The organism is Kitasatospora sp. NPDC034035 (assembly GCF_055575755.1).
Genome location: NZ_JBVISA010000040.1, coordinates 60,142 through 74,637 on the forward strand (window position 1 = coordinate 60,142; position 14,496 = coordinate 74,637).

At 69.9% G+C, this 14,496-nt stretch carries 19 protein-coding genes; 8 read left to right on the plus strand and 11 right to left on the minus strand.

Annotated features, from left to right (window positions below):
• The first annotated feature begins 123 nt into the window (after positions 1 to 123).
• A complete protein-coding gene (locus ACZ52J_RS37010; protein ID WP_465625208.1) occupies positions 124 to 387 on the plus strand; it encodes a LysR substrate-binding domain-containing protein in 264 nt (87 codons plus the stop codon).
• 540 nt (positions 388 to 927) lie between these two features.
• On the opposite strand, the gene ACZ52J_RS37015 is transcribed toward ACZ52J_RS37010, so the two are convergent.
• Both ACZ52J_RS37015 and ACZ52J_RS37020 read right to left on the minus strand, forming a co-directional pair.
• Positions 928 to 1,281, minus strand: coding sequence for a nuclear transport factor 2-like protein (locus ACZ52J_RS37015; RefSeq protein WP_465625165.1), 354 nt, complete (start codon positions 1,279 to 1,281; stop codon positions 928 to 930).
• A gap of 25 nt (positions 1,282 to 1,306) precedes the next feature.
• Complete coding sequence (locus tag ACZ52J_RS37020; RefSeq protein WP_465625167.1) at positions 1,307 to 2,092, minus strand: SDR family oxidoreductase; 786 nt, start codon at positions 2,090 to 2,092, stop codon at positions 1,307 to 1,309.
• Between the two features lie 99 nt (positions 2,093 to 2,191).
• Here ACZ52J_RS37020 and ACZ52J_RS37025 point away from each other — a divergent pair, with 99 nt between their 5' ends.
• Positions 2,192 to 2,710 (plus strand): winged helix-turn-helix transcriptional regulator, encoded by a 519-nt coding sequence (locus ACZ52J_RS37025; RefSeq protein WP_391492101.1) that lies wholly within the window; start codon positions 2,192 to 2,194, stop codon positions 2,708 to 2,710.
• Positions 2,711 to 3,489: 779 nt separating this feature from the next.
• Here the strand turns inward: ACZ52J_RS37025 and ACZ52J_RS37030 are convergent.
• The 3 genes from ACZ52J_RS37030 to ACZ52J_RS37040 all read right to left on the minus strand — a co-directional run bounded on the left by ACZ52J_RS37030 (position 3,490) and on the right by ACZ52J_RS37040 (position 5,336).
• Positions 3,490 to 3,852 carry a cupin domain-containing protein gene (locus ACZ52J_RS37030; RefSeq protein WP_465625210.1) on the minus strand — a complete coding sequence of 121 codons (363 nt, stop codon included), beginning with the start codon at positions 3,850 to 3,852 and terminating at the stop codon, positions 3,490 to 3,492.
• A gap of 56 nt (positions 3,853 to 3,908) precedes the next feature.
• Positions 3,909 to 4,676, minus strand: a complete 768-nt coding sequence (locus ACZ52J_RS37035; RefSeq protein ID WP_465625169.1) for an ISL3 family transposase — start codon at positions 4,674 to 4,676, stop codon at positions 3,909 to 3,911.
• A gap of 198 nt (positions 4,677 to 4,874) precedes the next feature.
• Entirely contained in the window at positions 4,875 to 5,336 is a 462-nt protein-coding gene (locus ACZ52J_RS37040; RefSeq protein ID WP_465625171.1) for a MarR family winged helix-turn-helix transcriptional regulator, read from the minus strand.
• An 80-nt stretch (positions 5,337 to 5,416) separates the two neighbouring features.
• Here ACZ52J_RS37040 and ACZ52J_RS37045 point away from each other — a divergent pair, with 80 nt between their 5' ends.
• The gene (locus ACZ52J_RS37045) at positions 5,417 to 5,788 is read left to right on the plus strand and encodes a VOC family protein (RefSeq protein WP_465625173.1); all 372 of its coding nucleotides are present in this window, start codon (positions 5,417 to 5,419) and stop codon (positions 5,786 to 5,788) included.
• A 288-nt stretch (positions 5,789 to 6,076) separates the two neighbouring features.
• Here ACZ52J_RS37045 and ACZ52J_RS37050 read toward each other — a convergent pair whose 3' ends face one another.
• Positions 6,077 to 6,730, minus strand: coding sequence for an NUDIX domain-containing protein (locus ACZ52J_RS37050; RefSeq protein ID WP_465625175.1), 654 nt, complete (start codon positions 6,728 to 6,730; stop codon positions 6,077 to 6,079).
• Positions 6,731 to 7,456: 726 nt separating this feature from the next.
• Between ACZ52J_RS37050 and ACZ52J_RS37055 the strand changes: the two genes are divergently transcribed.
• Positions 7,457 to 8,299, plus strand: coding sequence for a hypothetical protein (locus ACZ52J_RS37055; RefSeq protein ID WP_465625177.1), 843 nt, complete (start codon positions 7,457 to 7,459; stop codon positions 8,297 to 8,299).
• Between the two features lie 849 nt (positions 8,300 to 9,148).
• Here the strand turns inward: ACZ52J_RS37055 and ACZ52J_RS37060 are convergent.
• From ACZ52J_RS37060 to ACZ52J_RS37075, 4 genes are all read right to left on the minus strand, one after another.
• The gene (locus tag ACZ52J_RS37060) at positions 9,149 to 9,478 is read right to left on the minus strand and encodes a hypothetical protein (protein ID WP_465625179.1); all 330 of its coding nucleotides are present in this window, start codon (positions 9,476 to 9,478) and stop codon (positions 9,149 to 9,151) included.
• A gap of 47 nt (positions 9,479 to 9,525) precedes the next feature.
• Positions 9,526 to 9,759 carry a helicase associated domain-containing protein gene (locus ACZ52J_RS37065; RefSeq protein ID WP_465625181.1) on the minus strand — a complete coding sequence of 78 codons (234 nt, stop codon included), beginning with the start codon at positions 9,757 to 9,759 and terminating at the stop codon, positions 9,526 to 9,528.
• Positions 9,760 to 9,830: 71 nt separating this feature from the next.
• Entirely contained in the window at positions 9,831 to 9,959 is a 129-nt protein-coding gene (locus ACZ52J_RS37070; protein WP_465625183.1) for a hypothetical protein, read from the minus strand.
• A 409-nt stretch (positions 9,960 to 10,368) separates the two neighbouring features.
• Positions 10,369 to 10,722 (minus strand): hypothetical protein, encoded by a 354-nt coding sequence (locus tag ACZ52J_RS37075; RefSeq protein ID WP_465625185.1) that lies wholly within the window; start codon positions 10,720 to 10,722, stop codon positions 10,369 to 10,371.
• 293 nt (positions 10,723 to 11,015) lie between these two features.
• Here ACZ52J_RS37075 and ACZ52J_RS37080 point away from each other — a divergent pair, with 293 nt between their 5' ends.
• From ACZ52J_RS37080 to ACZ52J_RS37095, 4 genes are all read left to right on the plus strand, one after another.
• Positions 11,016 to 11,381, plus strand: a complete 366-nt coding sequence (locus tag ACZ52J_RS37080; RefSeq protein ID WP_465625187.1) for a hypothetical protein — start codon at positions 11,016 to 11,018, stop codon at positions 11,379 to 11,381.
• Between the two features lie 67 nt (positions 11,382 to 11,448).
• On the plus strand, positions 11,449 to 11,931 hold the full coding sequence (locus ACZ52J_RS37085; RefSeq protein WP_465625188.1) for a hypothetical protein: 483 nt from the start codon (positions 11,449 to 11,451) through the stop codon (positions 11,929 to 11,931).
• Positions 11,932 to 12,018: 87 nt separating this feature from the next.
• A complete protein-coding gene (locus ACZ52J_RS37090; protein ID WP_465625190.1) occupies positions 12,019 to 12,354 on the plus strand; it encodes a CPCC family cysteine-rich protein in 336 nt (111 codons plus the stop codon).
• 221 nt (positions 12,355 to 12,575) lie between these two features.
• Positions 12,576 to 12,755, plus strand: coding sequence for a hypothetical protein (locus ACZ52J_RS37095; RefSeq protein ID WP_465625192.1), 180 nt, complete (start codon positions 12,576 to 12,578; stop codon positions 12,753 to 12,755).
• Between the two features lie 539 nt (positions 12,756 to 13,294).
• Here the strand turns inward: ACZ52J_RS37095 and ACZ52J_RS37100 are convergent.
• Positions 13,295 to 13,870, minus strand: a complete 576-nt coding sequence (locus ACZ52J_RS37100) for a TetR/AcrR family transcriptional regulator (RefSeq protein ID WP_465625194.1) — start codon at positions 13,868 to 13,870, stop codon at positions 13,295 to 13,297.
• Positions 13,871 to 14,496 lie beyond the last annotated feature (626 nt).

The following is a 14,496-nucleotide window of genomic DNA, read 5'->3' on the forward strand; positions in this document are numbered from 1 at the left end:
GGCGGCATGTTCCACACCATCACACCGACTGGCTCCCGATCTCGCCGGAGAACCACTGGCTCCCCAACAGACCGAAGCCGTGGCTCTACTTCACCCCGGTAAAAACACCCCGTCGGCTGGGCGATCCGGCACTCCGTCGACCGCGCCTTTCGTACGGCCCTCGTCGACCGCGTCGCCACCTTCGAGGTCAACGACATTCTCAGCGCCACCGACCTGGTCCGCCACGACCTGGGCGTGTGCATCATGCCCCAATCCCTGGCCGCCCGCTTTCCCGACCTGACGACCCGCCGCTTCGCCCAGAACGCACCGACCTGGAAGGTGATGGTGGTGCATCCCCGCGGACAGGTGTCTGCGGCCGTCACCGCCCTGCTGCGCCACATCACGTAGGCAGCGGCCCGCCCGCACAGCAGGGCGGACACCCGGAGGCGGCTGGCGAGGAGGTCGGCGAGTCGGTGTTCGCCGACCTGGCGGACGGCGTCGGCGGACCTGGTGTACCGCCAGTACGCGCGAGACCTGGTGACCCTGGAGCTGGTGGTCTCGGTCGCCGGGGTTGCGGTACCCGGTCGCTGCGCGCGAGTTCGTCGGGCCGCTCGCGGCACCGCGCGCAGCTGCCGTCGGCTGCGGGTGCCTGTTCTGATGGCGCTCTCTGAGTAGGGTCGGGGACTGGCGCGGTGGCGTGATGCTCCGTTCCAGTCCCCGCCGCTTCAAACCGTGCATGCAGTTCTCCCGCACACGGCTTTCCGACATCGTTCACCGGCTGGCATGCGCTGTCGCCCAGTGCACGTTCCCGGTCAGGCGGTAGACCCTGCGGGTGGATGCCGAATGTGAGGGCTGGCCTGGTGGCCGAGTGGCCGGCTTGGCACGACGGCCGGGACGGGCGGTCCAGGTGAGCGGGGCTTGTCGCGCAGGCGGCAGCAGTGGGCGGACTCAGGGCTCGATGACGAGGCGTTCGATGAGGTCGTCGCGGAGTGTGAACTGGTAGCGCAGATCGATGGTGCCGCCGGGGAAGTTGCCTTCGAGGTGGTGGGTGGCGATGTAGTGGGTCGCGTCGCTCTGCTGGGCGTTCGTGAGGTGGATGGTGTAGGTGAATTCGGTGGCGGATCGGCCGAGCCACCCCTCGATCTCCTCGGTGCCCTGGTAGGTGTTGCCGTCGTCGATCACTGTGGCTTCGCCGGTGAACGCTGTGACCGCGGTGGCGGTGTCGTGGGCGCGGTGCGCTTGGAGGTAGCGGGTGATCACCTCGGGCAGGGCGTCCGGGGTTAGGGGCTGGTTGTCGTGCATGACGATCCTTGGGGTGGTGGCGGGTTCAGACGGTGGGGGTGGTGCCGCCGTCGATGACGTGTTCGGCGCCGACGATGGCCGAGGCGCGGTCGGAGACGAGGAAGGCGACGAGCTCGGCGACCTCCTCGGGCCGGTTGGGACGGCCGAGCGGGATGCCGCCCAGGGAGTCCATGAGCCGGCCCAGCGCCGCTTCCTGGGTGATGTCCGCGTCGTGGGCGATCCGGGCGACGAGGTTGTCGGCGGCCGAGGTCTGGACGAAGCCTGGCGAGACGGTGTTGACGCGGACGCCGTGCGGGGCGACCTGGTTGGCCAGGCCCTTGCTGTAGGTGGTCAGGGCGGCCTTGGCGGCGGCGTAGGCCAAGGTGCCGTTCCACAGCGGCATGCGGCGCTGGATCGAGGTGACGTGCACGACCGCGCCCTTGCCCGTGGCGATCATGTGCGGCAGGAGTGCGCGGTCCAGGCGGACGGCGGCCAGCAGGTTCGTGTTCAGCTCCCTGGCCCAGTCGTCCTCGCCGAGCGCCGCGAACCCTCCAGCCGGTGCCTCGGAACCGCCGAGGGTGTTGACCAGGATGTCGACACCTCCCACGCGGGCGTCCACCTCGGCGGCGACGTGGGCCGCGCCCTGGGCGGTGGACAGGTCGGCGGTGATGAACGCCTTCTCGTCGGCGTCGTCCGGGCGGGTACGGGCGGTCACCAGCACGATCGCGCCGGCCTCGGCGAGCCGTCGGGCGATGGCGGCTCCGGTGCCCTTGGTGCCGCCGGTGACCAGAGCGCGTCGGCCTTCGAGGGATTCGCTGATGTATGTGGTCACGGTGTGCTCCGTCCCCGGGTGCGGGCACGGAAAGGACCGCTCCCGCTATGACTGCTAGAATAGAAGCTACTTACTTCTACTTTAGCAGTAACTGAGGGGATGGTCGCCGTGGCAAGCCGGATCAGGCTGGAGGACCGGGAGTGCCCGCTGTCCACGACGGTGGAACACGTCGGCGAGTGGTGGACGCTGCTGATCCTCCACGACGCCTTCGACGGCTACACCCGCTTCGACCAGTTCCAGGAGAGCCTGGGCATCTCCTCCAGCATGCTCACCACCCGGCTGAAAACCCTCGTCGCGGACGGACTCCTGGAGCGCCGGCCCTACCAGACCAACCCCGTGCGCCACGAGTACGTCCTCACCGAACTCGGGCACTCCCTGCGTCCGGTGATCGTCGCCCTGGCCGCATGGGGCAACTCCCGTCTCACACCGGCCGAGCGCAGCATGATCCTCATCGACGCGCGCAGCGGCGAGGAGGTCGAGCCCGTCGTCGTCGACGCCAAGACCGGCCGCCGACTCGACGACAGCGGCACCTACGTCTTCACCGCAGGTCCCGCAGCGAGCGACGCGATGCGCAACCGCTACGCAACACGGCAGGCCATCCCCGCGGAAGAGGCGTAAGGATGCTCGACAGACCTGAGCCGGGCCGGGAAGGCCGTACCCGACCCACCAGGCCGCAACAACTCATCGCCGACATACGCCCGTCTCCCCGCTCCCCACTCCCGACTCCCCCCAGACCGTTGAACGGCCCAACCAACTAGGGAACCGAGAGCGGGCCTGGCCGTTTTCGGAAATCCTCATCAGTTCGTCGAAGTCTGACCCGAATCCGCGGGTAGTGGCGGACTTCGGTGGCTGATACGACGACAGGTGTCCCTGCGGGTTCGAGATGATCGAGGTTCTCTACGCCTGATCGCTCTACCTGCAAGGACACCTGTCGAGTGAAGGCGATATCTCGTCGCCGTACCCGCTCCCGCTCCCGCACCCCTGCCGGCTGTCGGGGCTGTTGGGACCGTGCGCAGGTCTCATCGCTCGCACGGACGCCCGGTGGCCGTTGTCGGCGTCCGTTGGCGAGACCCGCACCTTCGGGACCAAGACGCCCGGCCGGCGGGACCGCTCGCCGGCGCTGACACCGCATGTCCGGCTTGGTGGCCCCCGGGTCGCCTGCCTGGTTTTCCACCGCGTGCGGTCGTCTGCCCGGGACTACGGTCGCCATCAATTAACTACGCTCCGCCCCAACGATCGGGAGATCCCCATGGCAGCTGACGCTGTTCAGGTAGCACCTGATGTGTACAAGGTCCTTTTCGAGAACGATCGGGTGCGGCTTCTCGAGGCCCTGTCAGCGGACGCGGCAGACTGGCTCTGGCGCGAATTCCGTGAAAGCTGCCCGTCCAGCAGTCAGGTCAGGGCAGGTGGCGGGGGCCGCGCAAGTCCGGGGCGAAGAGGTCCAGCGACGGGCCTTCGAGGGCGATGGCGGTGAGGCCGGTGGTGGTGCCGGATGCGTGTTCCTCACCGGGCTCCCAGCGGACACCGTCGCCGGCTGAAACGGAGATCTGGCGCCTGTCTGGGCCCGCGACCCAGCCTTCGCCCGTGATGACAAGGAAGAGCTGGCTCACCGGGGCGGGGTGCGAGCCGATGGTTCCACCGGGCTCGATGGCCAGGCAGGTCAGATGAACAGGCCCCTTTCCGGCGGCGACGCGGGTAGCAGTGGCATCCACACTGTCGAAGCGATCGATGACCTTCTCCGAACGGTCGCAGCGAAACATCTCCAAGAGGGGTCTCCTCGCAAGGTCCGGAAAGCACTGATCGTATGGGAAGACAGTCATCGCGTGGAGAGGAGGACGCGCTTGCGGAGGAGGTCCAGCTTGGCGCGTCCGAACATCTGCCTCTTGATCATCTTGATGCGGTTGACGTGGCCCTCGACCGGGCCGGAGTTCCAGCGGAGCGTGAGGCCGGCCATGACGGCGTCCCAGTCCTTGCGCAGGCCAGTGGCGAACCCGCGCAGTTCGGGGAGGCGGCTGGCCTCGGCGTCCGCAGTCCACTGCACAAGTTCTTCCCGGCCTTGGCGGTTGACGAGCATCGAGGTAGATCGCGCGATGAGGTCGCAGGCATCGTCCAACTCACCGCAGCGGTCGCGGAGTTCCATCATGAGGACACTCCCGGCCTCCGGCCGATTGTCGGGGTGGGCAAGGATCAGCCTGGTCACCTCACGGACCTTGGGGGCCGGCGGCCGGGCGGTCGGCTTGGCGAGGTCGCGCAGCCGGTGCACGAATCGGCGGACGGTGCGCTCGCTGACGGTCAGGCCACGCTCGGCGAGTTCGCGGTGGAGACGGTCGGCGCTGGTGCAGCCCTCGTTGAACCGGGCGATCAGGTAGGCGGCGTGGCCGTCCAAGCTGGTCTGCCGGCCGCCGGTGGGCCCCGCGCCTATGAGCTCCTCCACGGTGGTGGCGCGCATGAACTTCCTCGCCGTCTTCGGGTCCAGGCCCAGCTCGGCGACGATCTGGCTGTGCCCCATTCCCTTCTTCATCAGCGCGTGGACGGCGGCGTGACGCTCGCGAGTGCGCCGCGCCAGCCGTCCCTCGGGCAGCACCACTTTCTCCTTCTCCGGCAATGCCGTTGTTTGAAGCTTCATCGAGTTCGCGTGACGGGTAGGTTGTCGCGCCGGCCTGGTTGGCCACGGGTCAGAAGCGGGTGGGTCTCCGACCGAGCAGCAACCGGCGGCCTTCGGCGCCGACCCTGCCACCACAGGCACCGCCTCGGACCGGCCCGAAACAATCGGGAGCCCGGGTCATTTCTCCAGGGCTGCCGCGATGCGGTCGAGGTCAGAGAGCAGCGCGGCCATGCGCTGTGGCGGGATCGCCTCCACCATGCGCTCTTCGATGGCGTAGACGGCGGCTTGGACCGCGGACAGGCGTGTGTGGCCTTCCTCGGTGAGGTGGGCGGGCCGGGCTCGGCCGTGGTCGGCGGTGGCGGGGCGGGTGATCAGTCCCGCTTCCTGCAGGCCCCGCAGAACAACGTTTCCGGACTGCCGGGTGACGAAGGTCGCGCGGGCGAGGTCGGCGTTGGACATGCCGGGGTGCAGGGCCAGGAGTTCGAGAGTGGCGTACTGCGGCACGGTCAATCCGTGCTCGCGCAGGCCCTTGTCCATAGCGCTGCGCAGGGCGGCCTGGGCGCGTTTGAGCATGTAGCCCACGTGTTGGGTGACGTCCTTGGCGGGGTGGGGCGGCTCGGCGAACGGGCTCTCCATCATGTCAGCATTTTGACATGGGTTTCTCGGGATCCTAGTCTCCCCTATGTCAAAGTTCTGACATCAAGGATCGAGGAGTACCCATGCCTGCCACCATCGACGGCCCCGACTTCGTCGCCCTGCAAGTACGCGACGTGCAAGCAGCAGCGACCTTCTGTGAACAGCACCTGGGCCTGCGCCGGGCCGCCGTCTCGCCGCCCCACGCGGTCGTGTTCGACACCAAGCCGACCCCGTTCGCCGTCCGCGCGCTCCTCCCGGGCGTCGACCTCGCCGACACCGCACGGCCCGGTCTGGGCGTAGTGCTCTGGTTCCGGACCACGGACGCCCGCCAGCTCCGCGACCAGCTCACCGCCGCCGGAGTCAGGATCCTGACCCCCATGGCGGACAGCCCGTTCGGGCCGATGTTCTCCTTCGAGGGCCCCGAAGGCTACACGCTCACCGCGCACGGAGGCTGACCGCAACGCCCTCTCCCGGGCCCAGGTCAGCGGACAAACCGTCACGCCTCGGCGCGCAGCACCAGGAAGTCGGCTCCGTCTCCCTGCTCCTGGTCAGCGCGCCTCCGCGAAGCGCGGTACATGGTCGGGACGTCGACTGAGGCCGGGACGGCCAAGCCTCCGCGACACCGATAATCTGCGGTTCCCAAGGCGTTCGCTCTGGTCAGAGCCAGGGCCAGCGGCCAAAAAAGTAGCGCGAAAACTCTGGCCATCTACGGCGCACGGTCACAGCGGCCTGCGCTCGGGAGGTCAGCGCCACTGGTAGGACGCGCCGGTCATCGCCGGGAGCAGCAGCGGGCCGCCGGTCGCGGCGGTGTCGGGCCGGACGGCCTGGGCGAGGACGGCGCCGACGTCCGGGTACAGGTGGAGGCCGGCCGCGTCGGCCACCGGCAGCCACACCACCGGGGCCTGGTCCGGGTCGTCCTGCTCGACCGCGGCGACGGCCGCCACCAGGGGGTCGGGCAGGTGGGCAACGTAGACCAGGTGCCGGCGCCGGAAGGGCTCCGCCTCGCCCGGCCGCTCGGTCTCCTGGTCCTGGACGAAGCGCAGCTCCGGCGGCGCGGGCAGCACCGCCAGGCGGAGGCCGAGCTCCTCGAGGAGCTCCCGGCGCAGCGCGGTCTCGGGTTCTTCGCCGTCCTCGTCCTCGACCAGGCCGCCGGGCAGCGAGTGCTGGAGGCCGGCCGAGCGCTGGCGGCGGATCAGGGCCAGGCGGCCGTCGTAGACCAGCACCGCGCACACCCGCACCGGCCCGGCCACCGCCTTGGTGGTCACCGCGTTGTCCAGGCCGGGCAGGCGGGCTCGTGCCAGGTGGTGCGGACGACCACCCCGCCCGGGGTCAGGTGCTCGCTCGACCACGTCCGGCAGCACGCGGTGCTGCCCGGCCGGGCCGGGGCCGGCGGCCATCCGACGCGGACCGGAGAGACGGGCGCGGACGCGGTGAGCGCGGCCGGACGGCAGCGACGGCGCCTGGTCATGGGTGTCGTCATGTCGCAGGCTCTGCCCACCCCGCCTGTTTTCGACAGGTAGAACGGGAGCCACCTGGGCAACGAGTTCGAGAGTCAATTGTGAACTCGTGAACGGCTTCTGTGTCGGAGTGATCGAGGCTGGCCGTTCACACTGTCGGTACCTCGTTCGAGCGACGCCGTATCAGGCCGGCTCGGGGGCGGGGCCCGATCAGACGGACCGTCCTGAAGGCAGACGTCGCCCGGTTCTGCAGCGGCCTGGAGGAGCCGGCCCGGCCATTCGGCTGCCGCCGAATCAGCCAAGTGTTCCAGGGCTGTCCGGGCGGTGACCGGCGTGTACCCGGGTCGTTGAAGCAGCTTGGACAACCGAGTTGTGCGGTGCCCCGGTCGTGGTGGTCCGGGGCGGCGTGGTGTGCGGCTCGGCTGCCGCCTTCCCCGGGCCTGGACGCTTCGGCGTCCTGAGGCCTGGTCCAGATGCGAGCGAGAGGAGAACGGCGTGGCCGGACGGTCTGGTCTGTATATCGGTGGGTTCCTGAGCAGGGGCCGCGGCAGCGGCCGGGCCGGCCAGGCAGCGGTGCTGGTGGTCGCGGCGGTGCTGAGCGGTTCGGCGATGCCCGCGCAGGCGCGGGCGCAGGCGCCTGCCCGTGATGCCGCTGCGGCGGCACCGGTGACGAAGGTGTACGCGACACCGGGCACGTACGAGTTCACCGTCCCGAAGGGCGTCACCCAGCTGACGGCCACGGCGGTCGGCGCCGGCGGCAGCGGAGGCGGTGGAGGCTCCGGCGGCAACGGGAACCAGTTCCAGTTCGGTGGCGGCGGCGGTGGAGGCGCCGGCGGCAACGGCGGCGGGGCTGTCGAGTGCGTCTTCCCGGTCAAGCCCGGACAGGTCATCCACCTCGCCGTGGGGAAGGGCTACCCCGGCGGCCGCGGTAGCCACAGCTGGGACCCCGAGAACCGCTACAACGGCGAGGGCGGCTACGGCGGCGACTACGGCGACGATTCGTGGGTGTGGGACAAGACGACGAACAACTCCATCAGGGCCAGGGGCGGCCTGGGCGCGTGGGGCGGAGGGGGAGGAGAGTCGGCGAAGGGGAGCTCGCAAACCACCCGCGATCTGAGCGGTAAGGGCGGCAAGGGCGGCCCGTCCAACGACAGGGTCGGTGGCGGGACGTGGGACACTCGCGGCCCCAAATGCGCCAACGATGCGCTGGCCAGGGGCGGCAAGCATGGGGATCCCGGTCGGAACGGGGAGGACGGCAGCCACGACCGGGGAGACGGCCGCGGAGCTGACGGCGGACACGGCGGGGCCGCCGGTGTGGAGACGCCCTGGAACGCGGAGGTTCCACTGCCGAGCATGGCGCCCTGCCCCGAGAACGCGCGCGGGAAGGGCGGCGACGGCGGACGCGGCGGGAACGCGGGGGACTGGAACCGGAACTATGACAACTTCTACCCCAAGCCGGGTGAGGACGGTAAGGCCGGCCAGAGTGGCTGCCTTGTACTGACCTACTGAGAGCACGGGCCCCCTCCGGGCCGGCTGACCAGCCGACCCGGGCGGTAGGCCCGGTGCGTCACGTCCGACCTGCCGACGCAGACGGACATGGTGTGACCCGGGCGGGTCTCCCGCCGGATCGGCACCCTGCCAGGCCCCACCAGACCGGTCCGACCCCACAGCCAGAAGACCATGCTTGCGCGACGGGTTCGCGTTGCCCGCCCTCGCGCACTCTGCGGCACCACAGCTCGGCCAAGTGGCGTAGCCGAGGCTCGCCCGCACCATCTACCCCAGCACTCAACCAGTCTCGATGGTCCAGGTTGCAGGTGGCTCTCGATTCCGTTGCCTAACTGGCTCCCGAATTAGGTTCTGGCTCAACTTCTGTGGTGGCCCGTCGGTCCTCAGCGGATCGGCCTCGTGACGCCGAAGAACCTACAGGTAAGAGACATGCGTCCGCTCGGTGCCCCGGCCGACGGCAGGTGGCTGTGTGGCGATGGGCCAGGGTGGCACCGATCTCACAGAAGGCCTCTGTGGCCGGGTCGTATGCAGGTGTCTCCCTGGCCGCTCACCACACCACCCCTGCGGGCCAGGGAGGCGGCAACCGCTCTGCTTCCCACAGCCCGCTAATAAGGAATTAGGTCAGCGGGGGTTCCGAAACTCCCCAGTGCAGGTCGGCGGCCTGCGCTCGGGGTGAGGCCGGGTCAGGACCGGCGCCACCAAGAGCTGGTGCGCTTCGCCTCGGCGGCTGCGGCTTCGGCGGCGGCCCGCTCGCGCTCGGCGGCCTCCCGCGACTTCCGGTCGGCGTCAGCCTGGCGGCAGCCGGCGCACAGCCCGTCGTCGTTCCAGCCCCGTTCCTTCTCCTCCCACCGCTCATCCGAGAACGGCGCCGAGCAGCGGCGACAGGCCGGACGGCGCCTCTCCCGCTCCCCGCCTCCCGCGCCCGGCGGCCCGATCCGCCTCCGCCCGCTCGACGGCCAGCAGCTCGTCGCCGTCCGGGTTGTCAAGCGCGTCGGTGAGGGTGTGCCAGCCGCGGCGACCGAACCGGTGCCACACCGGGGCGTCGGCCCCGTGGCGGCGCAGCAGCGGCAGGGTGGTGGTCACGACCGGCAGCGCGCGGTGGTGGTCGCGGGCGTGGACGGCGTCGCCGCCGTACGCGGGGGCGTGCCAGATGTCCTCGGAGGCGGTCTCGACCTCGGTCATGCTGTTCAGGCCCCGCGGGTCAGGTCAGCTGCTGGTTGCGGGGCGGGTCAGCCCATCACGGTCTCGGCGTGCCGGGTGAGTACGTCCAGGAGCGCGGTCTGCTGCTCGGTCAGCTTCCCGTCGATGCGGGCCTTGTCCTGCTTGCGCAGCCAGGCGCCGGGCCGAAACGCCGGGTCGTCACCGAGACCGGTGCGGTTGGCGGGGCCATCCAGGGTGCCGCCGGCGGCGAGGTAGGCGAGCAGGCGGCGGTAGGAGCGTTTCCAGTTGGTTCCAGGCGCCACAGCTCGTCCAGCGCGTCGAGCTTCGCGGCCTGGTCGGCGGTGAGGGCCTCGGCCTTGCGCTGGCGGCGCATTCACGCGCCGACCGCGTAGCCGTCCAGCTTCTCGGTGGCGGGGATCGCGAGGTGGCCGTGGTGGGCGGCCCAGGCGTGGGCGTAGGCGTTGCCGCGTTCCCAGGCGTTGGCGTGCTTGGACCAGATCATGCCGACGTATTGCTCCCACAACGGGTGAATCTCGGCGACAAGGTCGTGCACCTGGTCGGCAAGTGGCCCCAGTCCGTGACCAGGAGTCGCGCCATCCGGGAATCGGCCGTACGGCACGGAGACGACGGGCCGGTTCGACAGCGACGTCAGCAGGTCGCCGAGTTCAGACAGGCTCTCTGCACGTTCTCTACTCTCCACCCCGGCATCGTGCCATGTCGTGAAGTGGGCGAACGCGACGGCCATGTGCCTCGCGGGGACTCGATTCGCCTGTCCGTCATGTCCAGCATGTTGGTGCAGAGAAGGTCCAGCGAGCACATCTCCCCCGGAGGCATGGTCGTGCGCACCACCTGGCACGAGCCAGCCTGCAAGACCTGGGCCCGGCGGTGAGGAGCTGTGCTCAAACCTTCGATCACGGACTCGGCGACACCAGGGCCACGTTCACAGCGGGCCCTCTCTCCCGGACTGCGCGGACCAGTTGGTGAAGGTAGGCATTCTGAGGGTGCTGAGCAAGGAGCTGATCCGCGTCGATCAGGATCACCATGCGACCCTCGCCAAGGTCGGCGAACAGCCCGAAACGCAGTCGAGCGTCGTCCGGCCCCAGTTCGCGGCATTCAATCGTGTGCTTGGCGCGTTCCAGCTGGGCGACGTACTTGGCGATATCGGCGTCGGGCAGCGAGTTCTTGGCGGTCAGGGTGACGCAGCGCAAAAAGGCACCGACCACCCTGGTGGTGGCCAGCGCCTTGCGGCCTGTCAGAACTGGCACGCCGTACGACGGGCCGCGCGGGCCGGTCCTGCACGGTGCCACGCAGCGCGAGGGCAGCGGTACGGGTACGCTCCAGCCAGCTCATGACCCGGCGCAGCGTGGCGGGGTCGAGGTGGCGGGTGAGTTCGCGGACGGCCTGGTGGTCGCCGTCGGTCAGCGTGTGGAGGCCGGCGCGGTCCAAGGCGGTGTAGAGGGGCTGGGCGGCGGGGCCCGCGAGACGGCGGTGGACGGCGACGATGGTCTGGCGGGCCCGGCGGGCGGCCTCACGGGCGCAGACGGCGGTCTCCGCGGCGATGACTGAGGCCGGCGAACACCGGTCCCGCACGCTCGCTGAACAGAACGACGAGCACGAGGCCACCTGGCGCGAACGCGCGCTGAACGCCGAGGAAGCCCTCAAAGCCGCCCACACCGAGATCCTCACCCAACGCACTCGCATCAGCGAACTCCTCGGCCAGCTCCGCGATCTGGAAGCCGAATGGACCCAGGAGGCCAGCCAGCGGATCACCACCGAGAACACCACCCTCAAGCAACGCGTCCGCCAGCTGACCACCGACAACCGCACCCTCGACGAACGCCTCAAGGCCGCCCGCTCCAACCTGCGCTTCCAAGACCGCCGCGTCGCCGACCTCGAAGCCCGGATCCTGTCCCCGCCCGAATGACCCGCACCTGCCCGGTGGCCGTCACACCTCGGCGAGGCGGCCACCGGCCATGGTGCACACTGAGCCGATGCTGTTGAAGTTCATCGCCGAGGTCGCGGACGAACCCGTGGTCCTGAACCCGGACGATCAAGTGGCGGAGTCGCAGAGCAACACCTGGCGGCTGTCGGCAGACCCGGAGGAACGGGCGACGCTGTCGGCAGGACAGGTGGCTGCCGCCTTCGGCCGCACCGCGGAGGCTCTGCGCGACCGTGTCCGAGACCTCGGGTTCGACGGAACCGCCACGTTCTACGTCTGGCACGACGAGCAGGCCGGACAACTGCGCTGTTCAACCTCCTCACAGTCTCCAGGATCCCTGCCGTTCGGCGGCGCCTATACGGTGACCGACACCCTCGAGCCGATCGTCGCCGCCTACCTCGACGCCGACGAACCCGGCCTGATCCCGTGGACTGAACTCACCGCTGTCGGACCTAACGACGAGGGCCGGGTGGATGACGAATCCGCGCCATCCCCGTTCCAGGTCTGGACCCGCAGCATCGGCCGCGACACCTGAACCGCCCGCACCCGCTGTCTGGAAAGCCAGTGCGACAGGAAACGCAAAACGGCTCGCCGAACGACGAGGCGGTCGTTCAGTGTCCGCGTGAGTGAGCAATTCCCGTGTCCCTGCTGCGGACACCTGGCCCTGAAAGCCATCGGCACGTGGGAGACCTGCCCCATCTGCTTCTGGGAGGACGACCTGACCCAGCTGCGGTGGCCGACACAGCCGGCGGCACGAACAGCACGTCACTGGTCCAAGCCCAGCACAACTACCAGACCGCCTGGCGGGGCTTCTTCTCTCCTCCTGGCGCTGGTCGTAGGCGGCACCTTGTCCGGGTTGTCCAGGGCTTCGAGCAGGGAGTGCCGGCCGGCGCGGCGTCAGTGGCCTGCCACGGTTCGCATCCGGCGGCACACGCTCGGACGAGTCGGCCAGACCTGATCCTCGCCGCGCAGTGCAAGGGCTGCGGTACCGGCCCGACCAGCCGGCGGTCGGATGACGGACGGTGCAGGGAACCGGCGCGACGAGCCGCGGCCGACGGCGGGCCGGCAGGGGCCGGACGTCCGGGCGACGAGCGGCGCGCCGAGCGGCGAGCGGGCGGCCGGAGGTCGAGCCCCGAGTTCTCGGCGGCGTACCGGGACCAGACCAGCTACTTCCAGTACGTGAGCCCCAGGACCCCGTTCAGCGTCGTCAACACGCGTAATCAGGACAGCGTAGAGATTCAGTACACGGCCTATGGCAACTCGTTCACTGCCTGCGTGCCCCCCAACGGTCAGATGTACGCGGCGGCGGGCTCGCCGACCATCACGGGCCTGCGCATCGATGTGGGCAGCGTCTGCTGAACTTGACGGCGCCCAGCACAAGAAAGGGGCCCACCGCCGGCTGGCGGCGGGCCCCTTCGCGGGTTCACAGCGGCCAGTCGCCTGGCCTACCCGGCGGCCCTTCACCGGGTAGAGCTCCGCGTGGAGCACCCGGTCCTCCCACCACGGATCACCCGGAGCGGAGACCAGCGCAGCCACCAGCTCCCGCCGGGTCGGTGCGGGCAGCACCAGCGGCCCCGAGCCCTTCTCGGCGCGCTCCAGAATCAGTAACGGCCTCACGGGCGACGGGCCCACTGCTCGCGGCCGCAGTCGGCGCAGGCCAAAGTCCGCATCAACTCCCCTGAGTTCTCATGGTTGTTGCAACACCCCAGCGCAGGGGAGTCGTCCTGCTCGGTGCGGGCGGCGGCGTTCTGGAGGTGGTCGGGCAGCTGGTGCGGCTGGTGGTACGTCAGTGCATGGCGGCAGGCGCGGTCACGGGGTGTTCCAGAGGTCGTTCAGCTCGGTCCAGTTGGGCGGGCTGACGGGTTGCGTGTGCGGCGTCGCGGGGTTCTGAAGGCCGCTCAGGATGAGGTCCAGGTAGCGCAGGTGCAGTTCGAGGGCGCGCTCTGCGGTCGTGGGCAGGCGGGTGCCGAGGTGGCTGAGCAGCAGGGGTAGGTCCGCGGAGCTGATGTCCGCACACGTGATGTCCGCACGCAGTGCGCCGGACCGGTGGGCGGCGTCGACCAGGTCGTCGAGTGCGGCCTTGAGGCGGTCGGATGCGGCGTCGATCTCGTCGGTGGCCGGGAGGCGACCGCCGATGAGGGGGAGGAGGGAGACGGCGTCGGGAGCGGACAGAGCTGTTCGCAGGAAGACCGCATTGCGGTCCAGGGGTCGGTGTGGTCGGCTTTGGCACTGCGGGCCAGGGAGGCCAGCTCGTCCATGCCCTGCACGCGCAGGGCCTGGGCGAGGTCCTCCTTGGCGGGGTAGCGCCGGTAGAGGCTGCCCATGCCCACACCGGCGCGGCGGGCGATCTCTGAGACGGGAGCGTTCCAGCCGTGCTCGGCGAAGACTTCGCGTGCCGCGCGCAGGACCCGCTCGTCGTTGCGGTCGGCTTCCTTCTGGCGTCCGCTGGGTGGTCCGGTGCGGGCGGCGCGCATGCTTGTGCTCCTCGGTACGGCGGTCGACGCCCACCCGCCGCGGGGTGGGGTCGGCCGCTCAGTGCGGGTTGGCGGCGACCTGGCGCAGGGCCACCACGTCGGCCCCGGGTGCGGGGTCCTGGTGGTGCGGGCGGATACGCAGGGCGCCGACCAGCAAGGGGGAGCATCGGACCGGACTCGACGGGCAGAATACATTTGTCCTGGACCAGCCGCACACGGTGGTCTTCGGCATCGGAATTTCGCTCCTCTGTGTCGCGGCGATCGGCTTCGATACCCCGATCGCGCCGTCCCGTCTCATCATCGGGACGGCGGGCGGCGACTTCACCGCCTGAAATCACCCGAACTACCCACCGGATTGGCCGCCGGTTGCGGATACTCGTCGCCGAGTTCGGCCAGCACGGCGTCCCGGAGGGTCACCCACGCGCCCCTCAGCTCGGTGAGTGACAGTGGCCGGTGGTGAGTGACAGTGGCCGGTTGGAATTCCCCATCGGCGGCCAGTCAGTGGGGAGTCGACTGGCCGCCGATGGTTACTGAGCCTTCGCCATCTTCGAACGTGCTGGTCGGAGGGGCTGGCGTGACGGTTCTCCGGGGTGCTCGTGCTGGTCGTGGGCGGGAGTCTGCGGTCT